Origin of the sequence: Amycolatopsis sp. Hca4 (genome assembly GCF_013364075.1) — a bacterium.
GTDB lineage: Bacteria > Actinomycetota > Actinomycetes > Mycobacteriales > Pseudonocardiaceae > Amycolatopsis.
The window spans coordinates 8,725,937-8,749,772 of the sequence record NZ_CP054925.1 but is presented as its reverse complement, the minus strand read 5'-3'; the positions used below and the strand labels follow the sequence as shown (position 1 = coordinate 8,749,772).

The 23,836-nt window shown below is 71.3% G+C and carries 18 protein-coding genes and 1 pseudogene; 6 read left to right on the top strand and 13 right to left on the bottom strand.

The window, feature by feature from the left end:
- Positions 1-208 precede the first annotated feature (208 nt).
- From HUT10_RS39835 to HUT10_RS39825, 3 genes are read right to left on the bottom strand one after another with little or no spacing between them, the layout of a single operon-like run.
- Positions 209-1,228 carry an esterase-like activity of phytase family protein gene (locus HUT10_RS39835; RefSeq protein ID WP_176175904.1) on the bottom strand — a complete coding sequence of 340 codons (1,020 nt, stop codon included), beginning with the start codon at positions 1,226-1,228 and terminating at the stop codon, positions 209-211.
- A gap of 53 nt (positions 1,229-1,281) precedes the next feature.
- Positions 1,282-2,724 carry a GTPase HflX gene (gene hflX / locus HUT10_RS39830; RefSeq protein ID WP_176175903.1) on the bottom strand — a complete coding sequence of 481 codons (1,443 nt, stop codon included), beginning with the start codon at positions 2,722-2,724 and terminating at the stop codon, positions 1,282-1,284.
- 42 nt (positions 2,725-2,766) lie between these two features.
- On the bottom strand, positions 2,767-3,270 hold the full coding sequence (locus HUT10_RS39825; RefSeq protein WP_176175902.1) for a transcriptional regulator: 504 nt from the start codon (positions 3,268-3,270) through the stop codon (positions 2,767-2,769).
- 62 nt (positions 3,271-3,332) lie between these two features.
- On the opposite strand from HUT10_RS39825, the gene HUT10_RS39820 reads away from it, so the two are divergent.
- Together HUT10_RS39820 and valS are read left to right on the top strand one after the other, a co-directional pair.
- Positions 3,333-4,586, top strand: coding sequence for an MFS transporter (locus HUT10_RS39820; protein ID WP_176175901.1), 1,254 nt, complete (start codon positions 3,333-3,335; stop codon positions 4,584-4,586).
- Between the two features lie 9 nt (positions 4,587-4,595).
- Entirely contained in the window at positions 4,596-7,106 is a 2,511-nt protein-coding gene (gene valS / locus HUT10_RS39815) for a valine--tRNA ligase (protein WP_176175900.1), read from the top strand.
- Between the two features lie 19 nt (positions 7,107-7,125).
- On the opposite strand, the gene dapF is transcribed toward valS, so the two are convergent.
- Complete coding sequence (gene dapF / locus HUT10_RS39810) at positions 7,126-7,953, bottom strand: diaminopimelate epimerase (RefSeq protein WP_176175899.1); 828 nt, start codon at positions 7,951-7,953, stop codon at positions 7,126-7,128.
- A 9-nt stretch (positions 7,954-7,962) separates the two neighbouring features.
- The gene (gene miaA / locus HUT10_RS39805; protein WP_176175898.1) at positions 7,963-8,874 is read right to left on the bottom strand and encodes a tRNA (adenosine(37)-N6)-dimethylallyltransferase MiaA; all 912 of its coding nucleotides are present in this window, start codon (positions 8,872-8,874) and stop codon (positions 7,963-7,965) included.
- A gap of 218 nt (positions 8,875-9,092) precedes the next feature.
- Between miaA and HUT10_RS39800 the strand changes: the two genes are divergently transcribed.
- A complete protein-coding gene (locus HUT10_RS39800; RefSeq protein WP_176175897.1) occupies positions 9,093-10,406 on the top strand; it encodes a DUF349 domain-containing protein in 1,314 nt (437 codons plus the stop codon).
- A 183-nt stretch (positions 10,407-10,589) separates the two neighbouring features.
- Complete coding sequence (locus HUT10_RS39795; protein ID WP_176175896.1) at positions 10,590-11,027, top strand: hypothetical protein; 438 nt, start codon at positions 10,590-10,592, stop codon at positions 11,025-11,027.
- A gap of 18 nt (positions 11,028-11,045) precedes the next feature.
- Here the strand turns inward: HUT10_RS39795 and HUT10_RS39790 are convergent, their stop codons facing one another.
- The 4 genes and pseudogenes from HUT10_RS39790 to HUT10_RS39775 form a co-directional block, all read right to left on the bottom strand.
- Positions 11,046-11,519: a hypothetical protein gene (locus HUT10_RS39790; RefSeq protein WP_176175895.1), complete on the bottom strand. Its 474-nt coding sequence runs from the start codon at positions 11,517-11,519 to the stop codon at positions 11,046-11,048.
- Positions 11,516-13,009 (bottom strand): tRNA (N6-isopentenyl adenosine(37)-C2)-methylthiotransferase MiaB, encoded by a 1,494-nt coding sequence (miaB, locus tag HUT10_RS39785; RefSeq protein WP_176175894.1) that lies wholly within the window; start codon positions 13,007-13,009, stop codon positions 11,516-11,518. The genes HUT10_RS39790 and miaB overlap by 4 nt, the downstream gene beginning before the upstream one ends.
- A gap of 458 nt (positions 13,010-13,467) precedes the next feature.
- Positions 13,468-14,347: pseudogene (locus HUT10_RS39780) on the bottom strand (IS5 family transposase).
- A 919-nt stretch (positions 14,348-15,266) separates the two neighbouring features.
- Entirely contained in the window at positions 15,267-16,376 is a 1,110-nt protein-coding gene (locus HUT10_RS39775; RefSeq protein WP_176175893.1) for an NAD(P)/FAD-dependent oxidoreductase, read from the bottom strand.
- A gap of 68 nt (positions 16,377-16,444) precedes the next feature.
- On the opposite strand from HUT10_RS39775, the gene HUT10_RS39770 reads away from it, so the two are divergent.
- The gene (locus tag HUT10_RS39770; protein WP_176175892.1) at positions 16,445-17,128 is read left to right on the top strand and encodes a TetR/AcrR family transcriptional regulator; all 684 of its coding nucleotides are present in this window, start codon (positions 16,445-16,447) and stop codon (positions 17,126-17,128) included.
- A 3-nt stretch (positions 17,129-17,131) separates the two neighbouring features.
- Here the strand turns inward: HUT10_RS39770 and HUT10_RS39765 are convergent, their stop codons facing one another.
- A complete protein-coding gene (locus HUT10_RS39765; RefSeq protein ID WP_176175891.1) occupies positions 17,132-17,797 on the bottom strand; it encodes a TetR/AcrR family transcriptional regulator in 666 nt (221 codons plus the stop codon).
- 83 nt (positions 17,798-17,880) lie between these two features.
- On the opposite strand from HUT10_RS39765, the gene HUT10_RS39760 reads away from it, so the two are divergent.
- A complete protein-coding gene (locus HUT10_RS39760; RefSeq protein ID WP_176175890.1) occupies positions 17,881-18,981 on the top strand; it encodes an NAD(P)/FAD-dependent oxidoreductase in 1,101 nt (366 codons plus the stop codon).
- 54 nt (positions 18,982-19,035) lie between these two features.
- On the opposite strand, the gene HUT10_RS39755 is transcribed toward HUT10_RS39760, so the two are convergent.
- The 3 genes from HUT10_RS39755 to HUT10_RS39745 all read right to left on the bottom strand — a co-directional run bounded on the left by HUT10_RS39755 (position 19,036) and on the right by HUT10_RS39745 (position 23,705).
- Positions 19,036-20,787, bottom strand: coding sequence for a cellulase family glycosylhydrolase (locus HUT10_RS39755; RefSeq protein WP_176175889.1), 1,752 nt, complete (start codon positions 20,785-20,787; stop codon positions 19,036-19,038).
- 79 nt (positions 20,788-20,866) lie between these two features.
- Positions 20,867-22,303 (bottom strand): RICIN domain-containing protein, encoded by a 1,437-nt coding sequence (locus HUT10_RS39750; protein WP_176175888.1) that lies wholly within the window; start codon positions 22,301-22,303, stop codon positions 20,867-20,869.
- A 22-nt stretch (positions 22,304-22,325) separates the two neighbouring features.
- Positions 22,326-23,705, bottom strand: coding sequence for a glycoside hydrolase family 43 protein (locus tag HUT10_RS39745; RefSeq protein ID WP_254897231.1), 1,380 nt, complete (start codon positions 23,703-23,705; stop codon positions 22,326-22,328).
- Between the last annotated feature and the right edge of the window lie 131 nt (positions 23,706-23,836).

Sequence of the window (23,836 nt, the reverse complement as noted above, 5' to 3'; positions counted from 1 at the left end):
GACGCGGGTGGAGTCTGCTCGCGGAGAGCACTCGCCCTGCGTCTCCCGCCGTGTCTTCCGGGGGTGCAACCCCCAGACCCCGCCCGGGGCAAGCCCCGGACCCCCGCCTCGGTCACCTCGGGCGTAGCCGCCCGGAGGTTTCGCACAGCTGAGGTAGGTGCATGAGATTCACCGGATCGGATGATCTTCGGCCGTGGGGAGCCGGGGGTCAGCGGCGGGCTCGGCGGCGTAGCTTGCTGAAGCCGAACCAGCCGAGGCCGACCACCGCGAGCGTGATCCCGGCGGCGGGGAGGATGGGGAGCCCGGCCCCGTCCCCCGCCGAGCCGGCGGACGTGCTCGTCCCGGTCGAGGTCGTTCCCTCCGCCGGTGCGCCGGACTGCGCGGCCAGTGCCGCCGCGCCCCGCACCGTGCGGAGGGGCTCGCCGACGCCTTCGCTGCCCGAGACCAGCGTCCCGTCCGGGTCGAACGCGATCGCTTCACCCTGCTTCTCCCCCGGCAGCGGGATCCGCACCGGGGTGCGCTGCAGCGCCGCCAGTACATCGCCGTCCGGAGCCGCGTACACGTAGGCGTCCGTGTACGTCCGCAGCGCGACCGCGCTGCCGTCGGCCATCGAAGCACCGCCCGTCACCAGGACCGAGCCGATCGAGCCCACCGGGCCGCCCTGGGTGTCCGTCGTCGCGATCTTCACCGTGCCGACCTTCTCCAGCGGGGTCGGTCCCGGGCTGGCCAGCGGCCCCGAAGGCCGGTACACGCGGGCCTCGCCGAGGATGTCCTTGGTGATCAGGTACGGCGTGCCCGCCTTGTCCAAGATCAGCGCTTCGGTGTCGTGCTGGCCGTCCGGGTAGGTGAGCCGGTGCAGCGTCAGCTTGCCCTGCGGGCTCAGCTCGAGCAGGGCGACCGTCAGCCTGCCCTTCTTGTTGTCACCGGTGTCGGACAGCCACAGCGTCCCGTCGGGCGTGCGGGCCAGGTCCTCGACGTCGAACGGGTCGGTCTTGTCCGTGAGGACCTTCTGCACCTTGCAGTCCCGGCCCAGCACGAACACCTGGACCTTGCTGCCGCCGTCGTTGATCGCGTACAGCCGCTCGCCGTCGGAGACCAGGCCGGACAGCTCGCCGATGCGCGAGTCCTTCACCGTGCACAACTTCTCCGGGGCGGGAGCCGCCGAAGCCGGCACGGGACTACCGAGCACCCCCACGAACACCGCCGCGACCGCGACAACCCAGCGCACCCAGCCACCTCCGTAGTGTGCGACCCCTTCGAGTCGCACACTACGGAGACGTGTCAGGCCCTGGTCGAGTTGGTCTCGTACTCGCGCAGGGTTGCCGCCAGGTCCGGGCGGACCCGCACCAGCAGGCGCGTGCCCTCCTCGGCGTGCTCCTCTTCGAGGACCTCGCCGTCCGCGTGCGCCCGCGCGACCAGCTCGCCGCGCGAGTAGGGCACGAGGACCTCGACCGTGACCTCCGGCCGCGGCAGGCGGTCGGCGATCACCTCGACGAGCTCCGGGATGCCCGCCCCGGTCCGGGCCGAGACCTGGACCGACCCGGCCAGCGCGTGGCGCAGGCGGGCCAGGCTGACCTCGTCGGACGCGTCGGTCTTGTTGATCACCAGCAGCTCCGGCGGGAGCGGCTCCTTGCGCTTGCGCGTGATCTCGCCGAGCACCTCGCGCACCGCGCTGACCTGCTCTTCGGGCGCCGGGTCGGACCCGTCCACCACGTGCACGAGCAGGTCCGCGTCGGCGGCCTCCTCCAGCGTCGAGCGGAAGGCGTCCACCAGCTGGTGCGGCAGGTGCCGCACGAACCCGACGGTGTCGGTCAGCGTGTAGCCGCGGCCGTCCGGCGTCTGCGCGCGCCGCGTGGTCGGGTCGAGGGTGGCGAACAGCGCGTCCTCCACCAGCACCCCGGCCCCGGTCAGCGCGTTGAGCAGACTCGACTTGCCGGCGTTGGTGTAGCCGACGATCGCCACGCTGGGCACCTCGTTGGCCAGCCGCCGCCCGCGCTTGGTCTCGCGGATGGTGTCCATGGCCGCGATCTCGCGGCGCAGCTTCGCCACGCGCTTGTTGATCCGCCGCCGGTCGGTCTCGAGCTTGGTCTCACCCGGACCGCGCAGGCCCACGCCGCCGTTCGCGCCGCCGGCCCGGCCACCGGCCTGCCGGGACAGCGAGGCACCCCACCCGCGCAGCCGCGGGATCAGGTACTGCAGCTGGGCCAGCTCGACCTGCGCCTTGCCCTCCTTGGACCGGGCGTGCTGGGCGAAGATGTCGAGGATCAGGGCGGTCCGGTCGATCACCTTGACCTTGACCTTCTCCTCGAGCTGCCGCAGCTGGCCCGGCGAAAGCTCGCCGTCGCAGATCACGGTGTCGGCGCCGGTGGACCCGACGATGTCCCGCAGCTCGCGCACCTTGCCCGAGCCGATGTAGGTGGCCGGGTCCGGCTTGGTCCGCCGCTGGATGAGGCCTTCGAGGACCTCCGAGCCCGCCGTCTCGGCCAGGCGCGCCAGCTCGGCCAGCGACGCCTCGGACTGCAGGGCCGTGCCCTCGGTCCACACGCCGACCAGCACGACGCGTTCCAGCCGCAGTTGCCGGTATTCGACCTCGGTGACGTCGTCCAGCTCCGTGGACAGCCCCGCGACGCGCCGCAGTGACGCGCGGTCTTCGAGCTCCATCTCGCCTGTCGACGGGTCGTACAGGTCGTCGTCGTGGTCTTCGGTGTGTGTCAGTTCTGTCATCGTGCCTCCATGTTCCCACGATTCGCCGCGGGAACCGAACTTTTACGTGCTGGGATAGGTGGCGAGGTAGATCGCGGTGCGCTCCGCGCCGGGACGGCGGGGACGCATGCGGAACTCCTCGAGCAGGGCGTTGAGCCGCGTTTCCAGCTCCGCCCGCTCCTCGGGGGCCACCTGGACGACCAGGCGCGACTGGTGCACGCCCGCGAATCCGGTCTCGGCGATCTCGGCCAGATAGGCCTCGAGAACCGCCTCTTCCACGCCCTTGTCACCGCATGAGTCGAGTGTCCACGAAAGCCCCGTCGAAAGATACGGAATTTCCTTGGCGCCCCGTGCTCCGCGGCGTGGCGGCTGCGCGGCGAGGAAGCCGGTCTCGACGAGCTTCCGCACGTGGTGCAGGGTCGTCGCCGGATCCCGGCCCAGCCGCTGCGCGAGCTCCTTGTTCGTCAGCGCCTCCGAAAAGGTCAACCGGATGATGCGCAGCCGTATTCCGGAGGCCAGCGCGGCGGCCTCGGCTTCGGTCGCGGCTCGGCGTTGCTCAGTGGGCACGGGCCCAGCCTAGGACGTCCAGTGATTGACACTTTCCAATCACTCGCGGCACACTCGTCGCCATGCGCAGCGGGTCCCTGTTCTTCCACGCCGACTTCCGGCGGCTCTGGGCCGGCGACACGGCCAGCCAGTTCGGCACGATGGTCGGGTACACCGCGATCCCGCTGCTCGCGGCGGTGACGCTGGCCGCGACGCCGTTCGAGATGGGCCTGCTGACCGCGGCCCAGACGGTCGCGTTCCTGTTCTTCGGCCTGCCCGCCGGGGTGTGGGTGGACCGGCTGCGGCGCCGCCCGGTCATGCTCGTCGCCGACTTCACCCGCTTCGCGCTGCTGCTGAGCGTGCCGCTGGCCTGGTGGGCGGGGGTGCTGACGCTCGCCCAGCTGGTCATCGCCATGCTGTTCGTCGGCATCGCGACGGTGTTCTTCGACGTCGCCTACCAGTCGTACCTGCCTTCGCTCGTCGGCCGGGAGCACCTCCTGGAGGGCAACGCCAAGCTGCAGGCGGTCCAGTCGGTCGCCCAGGTCGCCGGACCGAGCGGCGCGGGCGTGCTGGTCCAGGTGTTCAGCGCGGCCACCACCGTGCTCGTCACCGCCGTCGGCTACCTGACGTCGGCGCTGTGCCTGCTGCGGATCCGCGCGGTCGAGCCGGCACCGGAACGCGGCGAGCACACCCGCCTGCTGCCGCAGATCGCGGAAGGGCTGCGGTTCGTCTTCTCCGACCGGCCGTTGCGCTCGAGCGTCGCCTGCACCGCGACGGCGAACCTCTTCGGCGGCGCCTTCGTGGCCGTCCAGGTGCTGTTCTTCACGCGCACCGTCGGGCTGTCCCCCTCGCTCGTCGGCGTGATGCTCGCCGTCGGCGGGGCGGGCGGCGTCCTCGGCGCGGTCTTCTCCGGCGCGCTGACCCGCCGGATCGGGCACGCGCGCACGATCTGGCTGGTGCCGCTGCTGTCCTGGCCCGCGCACCTGCTGCTCCCCTGGACCGGCGCGGACTGGCGGCTGGTGCTCGCCGCGTTCGGCGAAGTCGTCTATGGGTTCGGGGTGATCGTCTACAACGTCGCGCAGGTCTCCTACCGGCAGGCGATCTGTCCCGACCGGCTGATGGGCCGGATGAACGCGAGCGTCCGGTTCCTCGTCTGGGGCACGCTGCCGCTCGGCGGCCTGCTGGGCGGCGCGCTCGGGGAAGGCCTCGGGCTGCGCGGCGCGATCTGGGTCGCGGCGGCCGGGGAGGCGGCGGCCGCGCTGTGGGTGGTCTGCTCCCCGCTGCGGAAGATGCGCGACCTGCCGACCGCGGCGAAAACCGGTTCTCCGGCCGCCTAGAGTTGCTGCATGAGCAACCCTTACGAGCGCCCGCGAGTCCCGGACAAGGTCGGTGTCGACGGTCTGGAGGCCAAGTGGGTACCCGTATGGGAAACCACCGGCGCCTACCGCTTCGACCGCACGAAGACCCGGGACGAGATCTACTCGATCGACACTCCCCCGCCGACGGTCAGCGGGTCACTGCACATCGGGCACGTCTTCTCCTACACCCACACCGACATCCTGGCCCGGTTCCAGCGGATGCGCGGGCGCGAAGTCTTCTACCCGATGGGGTGGGACGACAACGGCCTGCCGACCGAACGCCGGGTGCAGAACCACTTCGGCGTCCGCTGCGAACCGTCGCTGCCCTACGACCCGCAGTTCCGGCCGCCGGAGAAGCCGGGCAAGGACGTGGTGGCGATCTCGCGGCGCAACTTCGTCGAGCTGTGCGAAGCGCTGACCGTGACCGACGAGCAGGTCTTCGAGCAGCTGTGGCGGCAGCTCGGGCTCTCGGTCGACTGGACGATGACCTACCAGACGATCGGGCACGACGCGCGGCTGATCTCCCAGCGCGCGTTCCTGCGCAACCTCGAACGCGGTGAGGCCTACCAGGCCGAAGCGCCGACGCTGTGGGACGTGTCGTTCCGCACCGCCGTCGCCCAGGCCGAGCTGGAGGACCGCGAACGCCGCGGTGCCTTCCACGACCTCGCGTTCACCGGGCCGGACGGCGACGTGGTGATCGCGACGACCCGGCCGGAGCTGCTGCCCGCGTGCGTCGCCCTGGTGGCGCACCCCGACGACGAGCGCTTCAAGCCGCTGTTCGGGAAGTCCGTGCGGTCGCCGGTGTTCGGCGTCGAGGTGCCCGTGGTGGCGCACCACCTCGCGGATCCGGAGAAGGGCCGCGGGATCGCGATGGTGTGCACCTTCGGCGACACCACCGACGTCACGTGGTGGCGGGAGCTGCGGCTGGCGACGCGGGTGGTGCTGGGCCGCGACGGCCGGTTCCTGCCCGACGCGCCGGCCGGGGTGTCGCCGGACGCCTACGCGCCGCTGGTGGGCAAGACCGTCCACACCGGACGCGAGATCATGGTGCGGCTGCTGCGCGAAGCCGGTGCTCTGCACGGGGAACCGCGGCCGATCACGCACTCGGTGAAGTTCTACGAAAAGGGCGACAAGCCCCTGGAAATCGTCGCCAGCCGGCAGTGGTACCTGCGCAACGGCGGGAACGACGCCGCGTTCCGGGAGAAGATGCTCGCCCGTGGCGAAGAGCTGAACTGGGTGCCGAAGCACATGCGCGTCCGGTACTCGTCGTGGGTGGAGAACCTGGCCGGCGACTGGCTGATCAGCAGGCAGCGGTTCTTCGGCGTGCCGATCCCGCTGTGGTACCGGCTCGGTTCCGACGGCGAACCGGACTACACGGCGCCCCTGCTGCCGGACACCCTGCCGGTGGACCCGAGCAGCGACGTCCCGCCGGGGTTCACCGAGGACCGGCGCGGGGTACCGGGTGGCTTCGTGGCCGATCCCGACGTGATGGACACCTGGGCGACGTCGTCGCTGACGCCGCAGATCGTCGGCCGGTGGAGCGTCGACGACGACCTGTTCGAGCGCGTGTTCCCTTTTGCCCTGCGGCCGCAGGCGCACGAGATCATCCGCACCTGGCTGTTCTCGACGGCGGTGCGCGCGGAGCTGGAGCACGGCGTGCTGCCGTGGCGGGCGGCGGCGATCGCGGGCTGGGTGCTGGACCCGGACCGCAAGAAGATGTCGAAGTCGGTCGGGAACGTGATCACCCCGGTGGACCTGCTGGAGCGCTTCGGCTCGGACGCCGTGCGGTACTGGGCGGGAAGCGCGCGGCCGGGCGTCGACACGGCGGTGGACGAGGGCCAGATGAAGGTCGGCCGCCGGCTGGCGACGAAGCTGCTCAACGCGAGCCGGTTCGTGCTCGGGCTGGGCGTGCCTTCGTCGTCCGCCGCGGCCGTCGAGCCGCTGGACCGGGCGCTGCTGGCGTCGCTGGCCGTCGTCACCGAGCAGGCGACGGCGGCGCTGGAGGCGTTGGACTACGCGCGGGCGCTGCAGGTGACCGAGACGTTCTTCTGGACGTTCTGCGACGACTACGTCGAGCTGGTGAAGGGCCGCGCGTACGGCGACAGCGGCCTTTCGGGAGCGGAGTCGGCGCAGGCGGCCCTCGTGACGGCACTCTCGGCGCTGCTGCGGTTGTTCGCGCCGTTCCTGCCGTTCGCGACCGAGGAGGTCTGGTCGTGGTGGCAGGAGGGTTCGGTGCACCGGGCCGCCTGGCCTTCGGTGACGGAGTCCGACGGCGACCCGGAGGCGCTGGTTTTGGCAAGCCAGGTGATCGCCGCGGTCCGGCGGGCGAAGACCGACGCGAAGGTGTCGATGCGCACGGCGGTGGAGAGCCTGACGGTGACCGGACCGGCGGAGGTGCTGGCGCGCTTCGCGGCGATCGAGTCGGACATCCGCACCGCGGGCGCGATCGCGGAGGTGACGACCCGCGAAGGCGACTTCGCCGTCGAAGCGAAGGTCTGACACGGGTGGGCCGCCCCGGTCACGAACCGGCGGCGGCCCACCAGGCTTCGTCGATCTCGCCGCGGGCCACGATCTCGGCGGGGCCGGACAACGTCGACGCGCCGCGGGAGACCGTCACCTCGACGCGGCCGCCCGGGACGTCCACTGTGGAGGCTCCGGTGTCGGTGCCCGCCAGGTGGAACGCGGCCGCCACCGCGGCGACCGTGCCGGTGCCGCACGCCCGCGTTTCGCCCACGCCGCGCTCGTGGACGCGCATCCGGAGCGCGCCGGCGCTGACGTAGTTGATGAACTCGAGGTTCACGCCGTTCGGGAACACGTCGTGGTCGAAGTCGGGCTGGTCGCGCAGGTCGAGGTCGGCCACGTCGTCGTCGAGGAGCGACACCAGGTGTGGGTTGCCGACGTCCACTGCCACGCCGGAGAACGGGCGGCCCGCCACCACTGTCACCGACGTCCCGGTGATCGTCGCCGGGCCCATCTGCACCGTCACCGAGCGGTCCGGGTGCACCACCACCGGGCGGTCGCCTGCACGGGTTCCGACGACGAACTCGCCTTCGGCGGCCAAGCCCGCGTCGACCAGGTACCGGGCGAACACGCGCACGCCGTTGCCGCACATCTCGGCGATCGAGCCGTCGGCGTTGCGGTAGTCCATGAACCACTCGCCCGCGGACGACACGCCGAGCGCGGCGGCCCGGACGACCCGCAGCACGCCGTCGGCCCCGAGGCCGCGCCTGCGGTCGCACAGCGCCGCCACCCTGGCTTCGGTCAGCTCGAGGCGGCCCGCCGGGTCGGGGAGCAGCACGAAGTCGTTCTGCGTGCCGTGCCCCTTGAGGAACTCGATTCCGCCCATGGGGGCAGATTACCGGCCCAGGGTATCCAGGACGCGCGCGGCCAGCCCGGAATCGGCGCCGTCGAACCAGCGGATCCGCTGGTCGCGCCGGAACCAGGACCGTTGCTTGCGGACGAAGCGCCGGGTGGCCTGCGCGGTTGCCGCGGCGGCCGCCGCGAAGTCGCCTTCGCCGTCCAGTTCGGCGAGCACCTGCTGGTAGCCGAGCGCCCGCGACGCCGTCTTCCCCTCGCGCAGGCCCCGCTTCTCCAGCTCGCGCACTTCGTCGACCAGCCCGGCCGCGAACATCCGCTCCACGCGCTCGTTCACGCGCTCGTCGAGCTCCTCGGCCGCGCGGTCGACGCCGATCACCACCGTGCCGTAGCGAGCGGGCCCCGGCTCGGGCAGGTTCGCCGAGAACGGCTCGCCGGTGATCTCGATGACCTCGAGGGCGCGCACGATCCGGCGGGTGTTGGTCGGCAGGATCTTGGCCGCGGCCGCCGGGTCGCGTTCACCCAGCCGGGTGTACAACGCGGGCGTGCCGAGCTCCTCGGCCTCCGCGTCGAGCCGGGCCCGGACGGCCGGGTCGGTGCCGGGGAACCGCAGGTCGTCGAGCACGGCCTGGACGTACAGGCCCGACCCGCCGGCCAGCACCGGGACCCGGCCGGCGGCCAGCAGCCGCTCGATCTCGGCCCGCGCGTGCCGCTGGTAGGCCGCGACGGACGCCGTCTCGGTCACGTCCAGCACGTCGAGCAGGTGGTGCGGGACGCCGCGGCGCTCGGCCTCGGTGGCCTTGGCGGTGCCGATGTCCATGCCCCGGTAGAGCTGCATCGCGTCCGCGTTGACGACTTCGCCGCCGAGTTCGCGGGCCAGGTCCACGGCGAGCGCGGTCTTGCCGGTGGCCGTCGGCCCGACCACCGCGAGCGGGACGACGGGGCTGTTCACGGCGGCTGACGATACCTGCGGGCCGACACAGAGCGTCCACCGGAAGTAGGATCACGAGCTTCGAGTGGCCCATCCAGTACCACGGTGCGCGCTGAGCTGCTTGAATGCCGCGTGGGGCCGTAGCATCCGAGCACGGCCCGTGACGACCGCATTACCCGGCCCCGCCCGAACGGCGGGGCGCCCGCGCAAGCGGGCGTACAGGCGATAAGGAGCCTGCGATGGCCCAGGAGAACACTTCCACCGGTACCCCGGCCCCGCACCCGGTGCCGCACGCGCTGCACGCCGGGCACGCCGCCCCGCCCGTGCCGCCCGCCGAACCCACCCCGTCGTCCTGGGGCCGGATCGACGACGAGGGCACCGTCTACGTCGTCACCCCCGAAGGCGAGCGCGCCGTCGGTGTCTGGCAGGCCGGCAGCCCCGACGAGGGCCTGGTGCACTACGCACGCCGCTTCGACGACGTGCGCACCGAGGTCGAGCTGCTGGAGACCCGGCTGATCTCCGGGGCAGGCGACCCGAAGCACGCGCTGTCGAGCGCCACCCAGATCCGCGACGGCCTGGCCGAGGCCGCGGTGGTCGGCGACCTGGCCGCGCTCGCCGCGCGGCTGGAGTACGTCATCGCGCACGCCGAGAAGGCGCTGGCCAGTGCGAAGGCGGAGCGCGAGGAGGCCAGGGCCGCGGCAGTGGCCCGCAAGCAGGCGCTGGCCGAGGAAGCCGAGAAGATCGCGGCCGACTCCACCCAGTGGAAGGCGGCGGGCGACCGGCTGCGGGCGATCCTGGACGAGTGGAAGACGGTCAAGGGCGTCGACCGCAAGACCGACGACGAGCTGTGGAAGCGGTTCTCGAAGGCCCGCGAGGCGTTCAACCGCCGCCGGGGCTCGCACTTCGCCGAGCTGGACAAGCAGCGCGCGTCGGCCAAGCAGCGCAAGGAAGAGCTCATCGCCGAGGCCGAGGCCATCAGCGAGTCCGACGACTGGGGCGAGACGGCGGGCCGTTACAAGGACCTGATGACCGAGTGGAAGGCGGCCGGCCGCGCGCCGAAGGACAGCGACGAGGCGCTGTGGCAGCGCTTCCGCGCGGCGCAGGACAAGTTCTTCGCCCGCCGGTCGGCGGTGTTCTCCGAGCGCGACGCCGAGTTCGGCGCGAACGCGGCCCGCAAGGAAGAGCTGCTGGTCGAGGCCGAGAAGATCGACGCGTCGGCCAACCTGGAGGCGGCGAAGAGCGCGCTGCGGCGCATCCAGGAGCAGTGGGACGAGATCGGCAAGGTCCCCCGCGAGCGCATCCGCGAGCTGGACGGCAGGCTGAAGGCGGTCCAGGACGCGGTCAAGGCGGCCGAGGACAGCCGCTGGCGCCGGACCGACCCGGAGGCCCAGGCCCGCGCGGCGCAGTTCCGGGAGCGGGTGGAGCAGTTCGAGTCGCAGGCGGCGAAGGCGCGCGCGGCCGGGGACGAGCGGCGGGCCAAGAAGGCCGACGAGCAGGCGGCGCAGTGGCGTGAGTGGCTGCAGGCCGCGGAGGCGGCGGTCGCGGACCGCTGAGCGCCCTGGTCCCGTCTGGGCACTTCGACGCGGAGTGAAGGCCGCATCCGGGAACACCCCGGGTGCGGCCTTCACCGCGTTTTGGGCGCGATCGGCAAGCGGAAGCACCCGAAGGGGTTCGGCCCACGCCCCGACCGGGGGTCACCGCGTGCTCCGGGCCGTTCCCGGTGCTCCACTCCGTTCATGATCAGGACACCCCGCAGGCTCCTCGCCGCTCTCGCCGTCACCGTCGCTCTCGCCGGGCTCGCCCCGGCGCTCGCCGCCCCGGCGGGTGCCGCTCCCCTCTCCTCGGCCACCGAGGCCGGGAAGAAGAAGGTGAAGGTCGACGGGAAGCTCGCCAAGGACCACGTCAAGGTCGGCGAGAAGGTCGACCTCAAGGGCAACCTCCAGGTGCTCGAGACCGCCCGCTCGGAGGCGAGCGTCGAGACCGTCATCGTGCAGCAGCTGCAGGCCGGGGCCTGGGTGAACATCGCCGACACGACCTGCCGTCCCAACGGCGGGTTCTCCCTGAGCCTCAGCTTCAGCCTGAGCGCCACCGTCTCGCTGCGGCTCTTCCACCCCGAGACGTCGCTCTACGCCGCCGCCTACTCGGCGGGAACCCTCACCCTGCGCGTCGGCTGACCCCGGTCCCCACCGGCCTCACGAACGCGAGAACGCCGTCCGCATCCACTGCACGGCCAGGCAGATCATCGCGATCCAGGCGATGATCATGCCGATCCCGGGGCCGCCGCCGGCGGCGCCCGGGGCGTGGGACGACTGCTGCGACCAGATCGCCAGCAGCCCGTCCACCGAGGCGAACCAGCCGCCCGCCGCGCACACCCAGGCCAGCCACCAGCGGCGCGTCACCAGGGCCAGCGCCGAAGCCAGGATGCCGACGCCGGTCGACGTCGCCGCGAACAGCTGCGGGATGCCGCCGCCCTCGCCGGCCAGCACCCGCCAGCCCGCGTGGTCGCCGACCCAGGGCAGGATCAGGCAGATCAGCAGCACGAAGGTGAACACCGCGATGGTGAACCCGCGGCGGCCCAGCTCCACCGTGCGGGACGCCCGCGCGCCCGCTTCGTCGATCTCGGCCGCCAGTTCGGCCAGCTCGCCGTTGCCTCGCGGCTCGGTCACAGCGCACACCCACTCACCGGTTCGGGCCGGGCGGCCGGGGCACCGAAGCCCGGCAGGCCCAGCGTGACACCGCTCGTCTTCGGCCGCAGCCCGGCCTCGGCGTTGTCGCCGGCGCGCGTGCGCCGGTGGGACAGCAGGTCGCCGTCGGCGACCAGGTGGTGCGGGGCGCCGTAGGTGACGACCGTCTCGACGACGTCACCGGGGCGGACCGCGCGGTCGACGTGGGCGCCGGTCGGCGTGAAGTGCACCAGCCGCCCGTCACGGGCACGGCCGCTCATGCGGTGCGTTTCGGCGTCCTTGCGGCCCTCGCCCGCGGCGACCAGCAGCTCGACGCGGCGGCCGACGATCTTCTTGTTCTCGTCCCAGGAGATGGCGTTCTGCAGCTCGACCAGGCGGTCGTAGCGCTCCTGCACGACCTCCTTCGGCAGCTGGCCGTCCATCGTCGCGGCCGGCGTGCCGGGGCGCTTCGAGTACTGGAAGGTGAACGCGCTGGAGAAGCGGGCCTGGGCGACGACGTCCAGGGTCGCCTGGAAGTCCTCCTCGGTCTCGCCGGGGAAGCCGACGATGATGTCGGTGGTGATCGCCGCGTCCGGCATGGCCGCGCGGACCTCGTCGAGGATGTTCAGGAAGCGCGCCGAGCGGTAGGACCGCTTCATCTCGCGCAGCACCCGGTCGGACCCCGACTGCAGCGGCATGTGCAGCTGGTGGCAGACGTTCGGGGTGGCGGCCATGGCGTCGATGACGTCGGAGGTGAACGCGGCCGGGTGCGGCGAGGTGAACCGGACGCGCTCGAGGCCGTCGACGGTCCCGCACGCGCGCAGCAGCTTGCCGAACGCCTGCCGGTCGCCGAATTCGACGCCGTAGGAGTTGACGTTCTGCCCGAGCAGGGTGACCTCGAGCACGCCCTCGGCGACGAGCGCCTCGACCTCGGCGAGGATCTCCCCCGGCCGCCGGTCGCGTTCCTTCCCGCGCAGGGCGGGGACGATGCAGAAGGTGCAGGTGTTGTTGCAGCCGACCGAAACGGACACCCAGCTCGCGTAGGACGATTCGCGGCGCGCGGGCAGCGTGGAGGGGAAGGTCTCGAGCGATTCGAGGATCTCGACCTCGGCTTCGGCGTTGTGCCGCGCCCGCTCCAGCAGCGTGGGCAGCGACCCGATGTTGTGGGTCCCGAACACGACGTCCACCCACGGCGCCCGCTTGACGATCTCGCCGCGGTCCTTCTGCGCGAGGCAGCCGCCGACGGCGATCTGCAGGTCGGGGTTCGCGACCTTGTCCGGGCGCAGGTGCCCGAGGGTGCCGTAGAGCTTGTTGTCCGCGTTCTCCCGCACGGCGCAGGTGTTGAACACGATGAGGTCCGGCTTGGCCCCGGCGGTGGCGGGGACGTAACCGGCGTCCTCGAGCTGCCCGGCGAGGCGCTCGGAGTCGTGCACGTTCATCTGGCAGCCGAAGGTGCGGATCTGGTACGCCCTGGGTGCCTGCTTCTCGGTCATCGGCTTCCAGGGTAAACCCTCGTCTGATCAGCTGAGGCCGCCGCCCGCTTCGACAATCACCGGAACCCAAAGCCACCCGGCGGCGAGCCGCCAGTGGACCCGGCTGAACAACTTCCCTGGACATCGCACCTAGACGCGGATGCTGTTTGTCTTGGGCTACGCGTTCTTGGTCATCGCCGTCCCGGTAGACCTGACCAAACCTGTTATCGCGCCCTCCCCTCGCGCCGAGGATCGAGAGCGTGACACCCACCCAGCGCAGCCGGTACGACTGCAAAACAAGGCCGGGCACGACGGCCAGCAAGTCCAGCTGGTTCGGAAAGAGGCCGAGCGGTTCGCCGAAGGGGTAGATCTTCGCCAAGTCGCTCCAGACCGGCTTCCGTGACCGCAGCGCGCGAATCCTCCGCAGGCTCGGGTGCGGGGCACCCTGACAGCTCACACCCCCGCGCTAGGGCCTGTCCTCAAAGCCAGAGGAGCAGTGTGGCCAGGTCGATCATGCTCCGGTAGGAGGTGGCGGTCTTGTCGAAGCGGGTGGCGATGGCGCGGAATTGCTTGAGTCGGTTGAAGCAGCGTTCGACGATGTTGCGGCGCCGGTAGGCAGTGCGGTCGAAGGCCGGTGGACGACCACCCGCCCGACCCCGTCGCCGCCGGTTGGCCTGCTGGTCACGGCGTTCGGGAATGGTCGCCGGGATGCGCCGCCGACGCAGATATGAGCGGATGGCTCGGCTGGAGTAGCCCTTGTCGGCCAGGACCCGGCTCGGCCGGGTCGCCGGCCGGCCAGGACCTGGCCGGCGGAACTCGATGCCCGCCATGACCTGGATGAACTGGGTGCAGTCGTTGACGTTGCCGCCGGTCAGCACGATCGACAGCGGTCGGCCGTGGCCGTCGCAGGCGAGATGAATCTTGGTCGTGGGTCCACCCCGGGACCGGCCGATGGCATGATCACCTGGCTCGTTATGCCCGCCGCAGGATCCGCTCGCCCCCTGTGTGCGACGCGGTGGCACGGCGGGCGCCGGCGGCGTGCTGATGCGCGCGCACGATGCTGGAGTCGACCGACACCTCGCGGTCAAGTTCGTCGATCGCCTCGGCGATCACGCGGACCTGTGCCACCAGCGCGGACAGGGTACCGGTGCGTGACCAGCGCCAGAACCGGTTGTAGACCGTCTTCCACGGCCCATACCGCTCCGGCAGGTCACGCCATGCAACTCCAGTCTTGGCCTTGAACAACATCCCGTTGATCACCCGACGGTCATCCACCCGCGGGCGTCCCTTCGCACCCGACACCGGCAGCAACGGCTGGATCACCTGCCACTGCTCATCGGTCAGCTCATGCCTGCGCACCACAACTCAAGATCGAAGCAGATCAACCACCACCGCTTTGAGGACAGGCCCTAGCGACGCTACCCTACGGCGTATCCTCATGAATATCGGACGTGTCAGTCTCGGCTGACACCTGAAACACCCAGAAATCGCAACGAACGAGCCAATCTGGCAACCCGTTCCCCGGCTGCCTGCCCGGTCTAGCAGGTTGATAGATGCTCCCTCGGGGCCGTGAAGGCCCGGGACGGGGCATGGACGTCCCGCCTGTCCTGCAATCGCAATGCAGAAGTGCGGGTCACCCAGGGTCGGGGCGTCCCGCTCAACTCACACCAGCACTGCCTGTTCAGCATCAACCCTGACGGCTGGTGAGAATGCCCTGGGACTCGCTAGCGGTTTGGGTTACGAGTGACGTTCGACGGCATCATCACCCGTGTCGCGGAGATGTCCGCTGCCGGCATCTGGGCTCTTACGGCCCTGCTCGGCGTTGTCATCGTCGGCGCACTCCTTCTGATCCTCGTCTCGCAGAAGTCGCGCCGCCGCATTCGCGTCAAAATGCCCTTCATGGAGTTCGAGTCGGAGCCGGCGGCTCGGGACGAACTGCCCCACGTCGACCACAAGACTCCCTCACCGGGTTCACCCAGCCCACCAGGCCCTCGATCTCCTCGACGCGCTGGCCAAGATGAGCCGAGTTGATGCCGTCCGCCTTGCCCCGGGCGGCGCCGATGACCTCGCGGTCCCGTCCAGCCCTCCAGCGAGGGCGTACGACTCGGCGAGTCAGGTACGGCCGGTGCCCTGGGTCCGCGCCGTCGACGACTTCGGCCACGCCGATCCGGTCGGCCTGCTGCCGGGGCGAGCGGATCTCGGCACGGGTCACGGTTCCGGCATGTTGGAACTCATTCCTCCCACCGAGCCGTGGCTGAGAACGCCGCCGGCGGGTGGATCATCGTGGTTGGAAGAACTCGAGCAGGCGGCGGCTTGCGTCCGGGGACATCAGCAACTGCTGCATGTCCGCCGACATTCGGGCCGCCGCTTCCGTTCGCTCGAACATCTCCTTCTCGTACTCCGCCACCGCCGTGCCGAAATCGTCCGGATGGGCCGCCAAGGCCGCTCCCAGGACCGCGCCGTCCAGCATGGCCATGTTCGCCCCCTCGCCCACCGGGGGCATCAAGTGTGCCGCGTCGCCGACCAGGGTCGCCTTCGGGTTCGATGGCCACCTCAAGCCGACCGGGAGTGCCGCCAAAGTCCGGGGGACTACCGTGTCGTCGCTCACCTCGATCAGGCGGGTGATCTCCGGGTCCCAGCCGGTCAAGAGCTCCATCAGGCGGGCTCGGGCCGCCGGCGGGTTGTCGAACGGGATGCCCGTGGTCTCGAACCACTCCTCTCCGGTGTTGTAGAAACTGATGCCGATGCGGACGCAGCCGTCGCCGTTTCGCTGGGCTGACAGGGACTTTCCTTCGCCGAAGACCCAGTAGTTTCCGCGGCCCACCATGGCCGCCAGGTCCGGGTACCTGGCGTCGATGTCGGAAATCGCCAGCTCGACCGCGTTCTGGCCGAGGTGGGCCGGGCGGGCGTCGGTGAGGAGGCCACGGACGCGGGAGTTCGCGCCGTCCGCGCCGACCAGCAGGTCGTACCGGGCGCTGCCCCCGCCCGCGAAGTGCACGACGCCGTCTTCGGCGTGGTCGAACGCGTGGCCCCAGCGGACCGTTTCCGCGGGGAGCGCGTCGAGGAACAACGCGCGCAGGTCCGTGCGGTCGATCTCCGGCCGCAAGAGTGGCGCGTCGTCCGGTGTGTCCTCCCGCAGCAGCAGGGTGCCGTCCGGTTCCAGGAGGCGCATGTCCTGCCCCTCGCCGCGGGCGATCGTCAGGAACTTTTCCAGCAGCCCGGCCTCGCGCAGCGCTCGCTGCCCGGAATGGATGTCCAGCATGCCGCCCTGCCTGCGGGCGTCCCGCGCCGCGTCGCGCTCGTACACGACCGACTCGATGCCGTTCACGTGCAGAACACGGGCGAGCGCCAGGCCGCCCATGCCGGCTCCCACGATCGCGATGGTCATGACTCCCCCTCCGATACGCCGTACGTCTCGATACACTGTATCGCGACAGGCGTTGTACTGTCACCCCCATGTTGGTGTGGGAACGGCCGGAGCCGGCGAACCGACCGGCGCCGGCGCCGCTGAGCCGCGACCTGATCGTCCGGACCGCGGTCGAGCTGGCCGATCAAGCCGGCCTGGACGCCGTGTCGCTGCGCAAGATCGCCGCCGCGCTGGACGTCGGGCCGATGCGGCTCTACGGCTACATCGACACCAAGGACGAGCTGCTCGACCTGATGGTCGACGCCGTCCACGCGGAGATCCGGCCCACCGGCGACGGCTGGCGGGAGGTGCTCACCTCGGTCGCCGAGGCCACCCGGCGGGCCGTGCACCGGCACGAGTGGTTCGCCGACCTGATCGGCGGCCGCCCCCAGCTCGGGCCGAACGCGCTGGCCAGGGGCGAGGCGGTGCTGGCCGCGCTGGACGGCGTCGACGTGGACGTCGTCATGCCGATGGTCACCGCCGTCGACGCCTACGTGATCGGCGCGGTCCGCCGCGAGATCGCCGAACGGCGGGCCGAACGCGCCAGCGGGCTGGACCAGCGGCAGTGGCAGGCCGAACTGGGCCCCTACCTGGTGCGGATGTTCGCCACCGGCCGCTTCCCCGCACTCGAGAAGGTCGTCCACGACGCCGCCCACCACGACGCCGACGAGACGTTCCGGATCGGCCTCGGCTTCCTGCTCGACGGCATCGGCGCGAGCATCGCCCGTCCGTAGCCGCTAGCGCAGGGCTCCGATCCCGGCCAGGAGGATGTCGACGCCCGCGAGGAACTGCTCGCGGTCGTCGTGCTCCCGCAGCTGCGCCGCCGCCCGGTGGACGAACGGGTACCGCTCCGGGTCGAGCGCGGCCCACTGGGCGGCGACAGCGCCCAGGAAGGCCGACCGGTCCCCCTGGCCTGCCGCGAGGAGGCGGGCGTTGGCGGCGTTCTGCCCCGCCACGCCGAGCACGTAGCTGACCAGCGCGGCGGCCGCGTCGAACAGCTCCCGCTCGGGCACGTCGAGGACGGCCAGCAGCCCGCCGATCCGTTCGTAGATCTCCAGGAGCGCGGGCCGCCACGGTTCGCGGGACAGCTGGGCGCCGACCCAGGGATGGGCGTCGATCGCGTCGAACAGGCCGAGCGACACCGTCCGCAGCGCTTCCCGCGGGTCGTCCCCGGCGACGGCGTCGCCCAGCACGCGGGTGATGACGGCCTCGGTCGCCGCCGCGAGGAGGTCGCTCTTGTTCGCGACGTGGTGGTAGATCGCGCCGTAGCCGGTCGACAGGCGGGTGGTGAGCGCGCGGAACGTCAGCGCCGCCTCGCCGCCTTCGTCCAGGATCGCGGCCGCCGCCTGCACGATCACGTCCTTCGACAGCCCGTCCGTGCGCCGCTGGGCCCGTTTCGCCATGTGCCGATCATCGCACGGTTGGAACGTCGATCCAAACTCGTGTTAGCGTGATTATTGGAACGACGATCCAATCGGAGGGAACCATGACTGTCACGATCATCGGAGCCGGCCTCGGCGGTCTCGTCCTGGCCCGCGTCCTGCACCGGCACGGCATCCGGGCCGAGGTGTACGAGGCCGAAGCGTCCCCGGCCGCGCGCCGCCAGGGCGGGATGCTCGACATCCACCCGTGGAACGGCCGGCTCGCGCTGGAAACCGCCGGCCTCACCGAGGGCTTCCGGGCGCTCGTCCTGCCGGGCCGCGAGTCGTCCCGCGTGGTCGACCGCCACGGCACGGTGCTGCTCGACGAGCCCGACGACGGCACCGGTCAACGCCCCGAAGTGCAGCGCGGCGAGCTGCGGCAGCTGCTGCTGGACTCGCTGCCACCCGGCACCGTCCACTGGGGACAGAAGGTCGGCGGGGTGCGGGCCCTCGGCGACGGCGCCCACGAAGTGCGCCTGGCCGGCGGCGGCACCTTCGTCACGAGCCTGCTGGTCGGCGCGGACGGCGCCTGGTCGAAGGTCCGCCCGCTGCTCTCGGCCGCCACCCCGGAGTACGTCGGCGTGACGGTCGTCGAGACGTTCCTCTTCGACGGCGACACCCGGCACCCGGCCGCCGCGAAGGTGGTCGGCGCGGGCGCGCTCTACGCGCTGGCGCCGGGCAAAGGGATCATCGCGCACCGCGAAAGCGGCGGGACCCTGCACACCTACGCGCAGCTGTACCGGCCCCAGGACTGGCTCGCCGGAGCCGACGCCGCGACCGTGACGGCCCGGACCGCCGAGGAGTTCGCCGGCTGGGCGCCCGAGCTGACCGCGCTGATCACCGAAAGCGACCTGCCGCCGGTGCTGCGCCGCCTCGCCACGCTGCCTGCCGGGCACCGCTGGGACCGCGTGCCGGGGGTGACCCTGCTCGGCGACGCCGCCCACCTGATGCCGCCGAACGGCGAAGGCGCCAACCTCGCCATGCTGGACGGCGCCGAGCTCGGCCAGGCCCTCGCCGCCCACCCGGGCGAGGTGGAGACCGCGCTGGCCGAATACGAGCAGGCCATGTTCGCGCGCGCCGCGGCGGAAGCGGCCGACGAGGACATCTACGCGATCATGTTCGGCGCGGACGCCCCGCACAGCATGGTCGCCCTGCTGGCGGGCTGATATCCCGGCAGCCGGGCCGGTTGCGGCGTGTGCGGCGACGCTGGTCGTGCTCGGTCAGCGGACCGCCGTCGGCGCCCACGCCGCGAGTTCCGCCCGGACGGCCGCCAGCTGGGCCGCCGTCGGGGCCGTCGCCGGTTCCGTGATCAGCGCGTAGTGCAGGCCCGGGGTGGCCGGCAGCTGCAGGCGGTCGCCCACCCGGGTGACCGAGGCCAGGTCCGTCACCACCGTCGGCGTCATCCCGGCCGGGACGTGCAGCTCGGTCGGTGCGGCCGCTTCCGTTCCCTGCCACACGAGGACGCCGTAGCGCCCGGCTCCGGCGAGGGCGGCGGTGGCCGGCATCGTCGACGGGATCCGGTTCCACGTCAGCGCCTGGCTGCCGTCACGCGAGCGGTCCTCGTAGGTGAACGCCAGCGTGTGCCCCGCCACCGCGGCCGGGTAGAGGCGGTCGAGCAGGCGGGCGTCCTGGCGGAGCCGGACCGTCCCGTCGTCCGCCGTCCGGGCCGACGAGAAGTCCTCGCCGTTCCAGGCGTCGCCGTCGGTCTTGACCTTGTCCGGGTTGTCGTTCATCAGCTCGTGGTGGCGGCCGCTGTAGACGTCCCACTGCCACTGCGTCGCCGACAGCACCGGGCCCGACTGCGCCGGCTTGCGCCACCAGTCCGCGCCGGGCACCCGCGAATCCAGGGCCTGGTACATCGCCTTGTCCACGGTCGGGGTCTTGTCCGAGGTGTACCCGGTCATCGGGTGGCCGAACTCGGTGACGATCGCCGTCGTGCCGAGCGCGGCCGCCCGGTCCCGGACCGTGCCGAAGGCGGCGCTGTACTGGCCGTCGCCCGCCTTGCCCGGCATGAACACGCCGGACTGGGCCAGCTGGTCGTAGAAGTGCGTGTTGAACACGTACCGCGGACCCAGCACTCCGGTGTCCTGGAAGCCACCGGGGTGCAGCTGGAAGGAGATGTTGGCGTTCCAGAACATGTTCGGCTCGACGAACGCCGGCTTGTCCTGCCAGCCCGCGGCGTCCATCGCGTCGCGGAACCGCTGGAAGAACGGCCACAACACGTTCTGCTCCCACGCCTTGCTGTCCTGGCCCTGGTCGTACCGCCCGGCGAACGGCTCGTTGTACGGGTCCATCCCCGCGATGCCGGCGAACTGGGCGGCGCTCAGGTTCCCCTTCAGGTACGACATCGTCTGGACAGCCATGCCGACGAACTCGTCCTGCACACCGCGGGCGTTGTGCCAGAAGTCCTTCGTGGCGTCCTGGACCGCGCCGTTCTGCGTGATGTTCTGGCCCCAGTGCGCGCAGATGCCGCAGCTTTCCGCCGGGTAGCCGCCGAGGTCGACGACCCACTTCGGCGCGCCGTCGCCGGTGTACCAGCTGCCGCGGTTGAACAGGTAGCGGGAGAACAGGTCCTGGTGGAAGTCCGGCAGGACGGTGAACCCCTCGTCCAGGAACGCCTTCAGCTGCTCGGTCAGCGCGGCCAGGTACCGCGTGTCGACCGGCCCGCGCACCGGCTGCGTCCCGGCCCACGCGATCGGGATCCGCACGGCGTTCGCGCCGGTGAGCGCCCGCATCGCCTGAGCCGAGCGACGCGCGTCGGCCGCGGAGGCGAACGGCAGGAAACCGTTTTCCGCGAGCTTCGTCTCGCCCGAGACGTTGAAGCCGCGCAACACCACTTCGCGGCCGTACTCGTCGACGAAAGCCGGACCACGCACCGAAAGCCGGTGCGCCGGAACGTCTTCGGCGACGGCGGACGCGACGACGCCGGACGTCATCGCCACGGCGGTGAGCAAAGCCACGAGCAGGCGCATGAGGCAGCCCCAAACGTGAAGGAGTTTCACAAAAAACTAGCGAGCCCTCCTCCGGTCGTCAAGGGCCGAACGGAGCCCTTCAGGCGGCCCGCTGCTGCCACTGCTGGTTGGTCACGCCGGTGCACGGGTACTGCTTGACGGCGGCGCCGTCGGCGGTCGACGCGGACACGACGTCGAGGCACTTTCCGCTGTGCCGGGCCGAAATCCGGACGTACCCGCCGTCCGCGGCCTGGAGCTGCCACTGCTGGTTCGCGCCGCCGCCGCAGGGCCACTGGACCACCGCGGCGCCGTCCGCGGTGGACGCCCCCGAGACGTCGAGGCACTGGCCGCTGTGCCGGGCGATCAGGTTGACGTAGCCGTTGCCGAGGTCGAGCACGCTCCACTGCTGGTTGCCGCCGTTGTTGCAGCTGTACTGCGTCAGCTGCGTCCCGTCGGTGCGGGACGACCCCGGGATGTCGGCGCACTTGCCGCTGTGCCGCGCCACCAGGGATTCGTACGCGCTTCCGGAGCCGACGCCGGCGACCACGCCGGTCGCCACGTCGACACTCACCTTCGGGGACCAGGTCATCGACAGCGTGGTGGCACTCGGGAAAGCCAGCGGCAGCCAGACGTACCGCGACTCGGTGACCGGACGGCTCCAGGCACCGGCCCAGCGGTCACCCAGGTACAGGTAGGAGGTCGCCTGCGAACCCTGCACCGGCAGCACGTACGCGGTCTGGCTGCCGTAGCCGGTGGCGTCCCCGACGTTCGCCAACCCGCTCCACGTGCCCGTGATGCTGGTGGCCGTCGCGTACTTCTGCTGGTTCGGCTGCCAGCCGGTCGCGGCCGAGGTGACCATGAAGTAGACGCCGTTGCGCTTGAACAGCGCCGGCGCCTCGCGGTACGAGCCGGGCCACAGCGTCTGCACCAGCGCCGAGACACCGGTGTAGTCAGTGGAGAGCCGGTACACGTTCAAGTCGGCGTTCTCGCGGGCCGCGGAAGCCATGTACGCGGTGCCGTCGTCGTCCTGGAACAGCGTGATGTCCCGCGACATGTGGACCCCGAGCGGACGGAAACTGCCGCGGTAGGTGTAGCCGCCGTCGACCGTCGGGGAGGTGGCCACGGCGGCGCGGGCTTCGGCGTAGTCGTCGCCGTTCTCCTTGTGCATCCACATCACGTACTGCCCGGTGGCGCGGTTGTAGATCACCTTCGGCCGCTCGATCTTCGCCCGGCCCAGCTCCGAAGCCGACGACTGCGTGAGCACGTCACCCCGGAATTCCCACGTCTTCAGGTCGGCCGAGCGGTAGGCCGAGACGGCCCGGAAGGTGTCGTCGGCGTTGCGGTTCTCGCCGAACCAGTAGTAGTACGCGCCCACCTTGAGCAGCCCGCCGCCGTGGGCGTGCACCAGGGCGCCGGCGGTGTCGGTGAACTGGCTGCCGTTGGTCACGGTCACCGGCGCGGCGTGCGCGCCCGGCGTACCGAGCAGCAGCGAGGCGAACACGAGCAAGGACAGCACCGTGCCACGTCGTCGTAGCATGACGGCTCCTTCGCGAGCGAGGTCAGTAGCCGACGCGGAAAGTCGCGTCCTGCTTGTCCACAGTGGAGGACGTGCTGCCCAGCGGATCGATCCGCAGCACGTAGTCGTGGTGCCGGAGGTAGCGGTCGGGGTAGTTGTGCGAGCGGAAGGACGACCAGCTCGCGTCGGCGAGTCCCGCGGTCTGGTGGAAGGTGGCGTCCGCCTTGAACGCCGCCGTGCCGTCGTCGGCCGCGAGCTGCAGTTCGTAGTTGTAGTGCCGCAGGTACCGGCCGGGGTAGTTGACGGATTCGAACGACACACCGGCCGGGTCGGCCAAGCCGGGGACGAGCTTCCAGAGCTGGTCCTGGTACGGGTCGAACGGGTAGGCGTCGATGCGGCCCACGGAGTTCGCGTGCCGGACGTACCGGTCCGGGTAGTTGTACGACTTCAACCGCCGCCAGGCCGGGCTGCCCCACTTCTCGACGAGCGCCGACCGCTCCGCGGCCGTGATCGGCGTGATCCCGGGGTGCTTGGAGTTCAACGGCTGCGTGTAGGCGCGGTCGTTCAGCAGCGTCCAGTTCCCAGTGGCCACGTCCGTGGTCTCCCAGCAGAAGAACCGGCCGTTGGGGCTCCACGTGTCGCCCCAGAGGTACCAGCGGTTGCCGGACGCGGCCGGCACGATCTGCGGCGCCTCCACCCCCCGCCCGGGTGAGATTCCGGTCCGGTAGGTGGCGAAACTGCCGGGCGCGAGGGAAGCGGACCGCTGGGCGACCAGGGTGCTGTTCGTGTTGTCCTTGACGTACAGGTAGTTGACGCCGCCGATGGTGGCCATCGTCCCGTCGATCGTCGCGTGCCCGGGGTCGAAGAACACCTGCGGCGCACTGACCGTCGTGAAGTCGGTGGTGTAGTTGACCATGATGACGTCGTGGCCGCCGGAGGCCGCGGAGTAGATGATGGCGTACTGGCTGCGCGAAGGGTCCCAGAACGCCTCGGGCGCCCAGCTGTGCGTGGCCATGGAGTGCAGCTTGATCCGGCGGTAACCGGTGAACCCGCGCAGGTCGGCGGAATCCCAGACGTGCACGTACTGGTTCTGCAGCGACCAGTCGGTGCCCTTGAGATCGGTGGCCAGCACCACGAACCGGCCGTCCTGCCTGCGCAGCACGAAGGGATCGCGCAGCCCGCCGGTGCCCGCGGTCGGCGTCACCACGGGGTTGTTCTGGTTGAGCGGAACCCAGTCGAGGCCGTCCGCGCTGACCGCCAGGTGCAGCCCGTAGTCGGCGCCGGTCATGGACGGTGACTCGGTGAAGTACGCCATGACGTACCCGCCGATGGCGGCCTGGGCCCGCGCCGAGGCGTGGCCGCCGAGCACCCCGGCGACCGCGGCTCCGGCCGCGCCGGCCATCAGTCCACGTCGACTGATCATCGTCCACCCATCTCGTCGTCGAGCAGCGGGCACGAATTGTTAGCGCTAACAAGCCGTCGTAGTGTAGGTGACCCGCGCCACGCGGTGTCAAGGGTTCCGGTCCGGATCCCGGGCACCGGGCACCGGGCCCG

What these genes read in the sequence shown, in the direction of transcription:
- hflX (WP_176175903.1), bottom strand. Translation starts at nt 2,724, where the DNA reads ATGACAGAACTGACACACACCGAAGACCACGACGACGACCTGTACGAC.
- HUT10_RS39820 (WP_176175901.1), top strand. Translation starts at nt 3,333, where the DNA reads ATGCGCAGCGGGTCCCTGTTCTTCCACGCCGACTTCCGGCGGCTCTGG.
- valS (WP_176175900.1), top strand. Translation starts at nt 4,596, where the DNA reads ATGAGCAACCCTTACGAGCGCCCGCGAGTCCCGGACAAGGTCGGTGTC.
- dapF (WP_176175899.1), bottom strand. Translation starts at nt 7,953, where the DNA reads ATGGGCGGAATCGAGTTCCTCAAGGGGCACGGCACGCAGAACGACTTC.
- HUT10_RS39800 (WP_176175897.1), top strand. Translation starts at nt 9,093, where the DNA reads ATGGCCCAGGAGAACACTTCCACCGGTACCCCGGCCCCGCACCCGGTG.
- HUT10_RS39795 (WP_176175896.1), top strand. Translation starts at nt 10,590, where the DNA reads ATGATCAGGACACCCCGCAGGCTCCTCGCCGCTCTCGCCGTCACCGTC.
- miaB (WP_176175894.1), bottom strand. Translation starts at nt 13,009, where the DNA reads ATGACCGAGAAGCAGGCACCCAGGGCGTACCAGATCCGCACCTTCGGC.
- HUT10_RS39775 (WP_176175893.1), bottom strand. Translation starts at nt 16,376, where the DNA reads ATGACCATCGCGATCGTGGGAGCCGGCATGGGCGGCCTGGCGCTCGCC.
- HUT10_RS39770 (WP_176175892.1), top strand. Translation starts at nt 16,445, where the DNA reads ATGTTGGTGTGGGAACGGCCGGAGCCGGCGAACCGACCGGCGCCGGCG.
- HUT10_RS39765 (WP_176175891.1), bottom strand. Translation starts at nt 17,797, where the DNA reads ATGGCGAAACGGGCCCAGCGGCGCACGGACGGGCTGTCGAAGGACGTG.
- HUT10_RS39760 (WP_176175890.1), top strand. Translation starts at nt 17,881, where the DNA reads ATGACTGTCACGATCATCGGAGCCGGCCTCGGCGGTCTCGTCCTGGCC.
- HUT10_RS39755 (WP_176175889.1), bottom strand. Translation starts at nt 20,787, where the DNA reads ATGCGCCTGCTCGTGGCTTTGCTCACCGCCGTGGCGATGACGTCCGGC.
- HUT10_RS39750 (WP_176175888.1), bottom strand. Translation starts at nt 22,303, where the DNA reads ATGCTACGACGACGTGGCACGGTGCTGTCCTTGCTCGTGTTCGCCTCG.
- HUT10_RS39745 (WP_254897231.1), bottom strand. Translation starts at nt 23,705, where the DNA reads ATGATCAGTCGACGTGGACTGATGGCCGGCGCGGCCGGAGCCGCGGTC.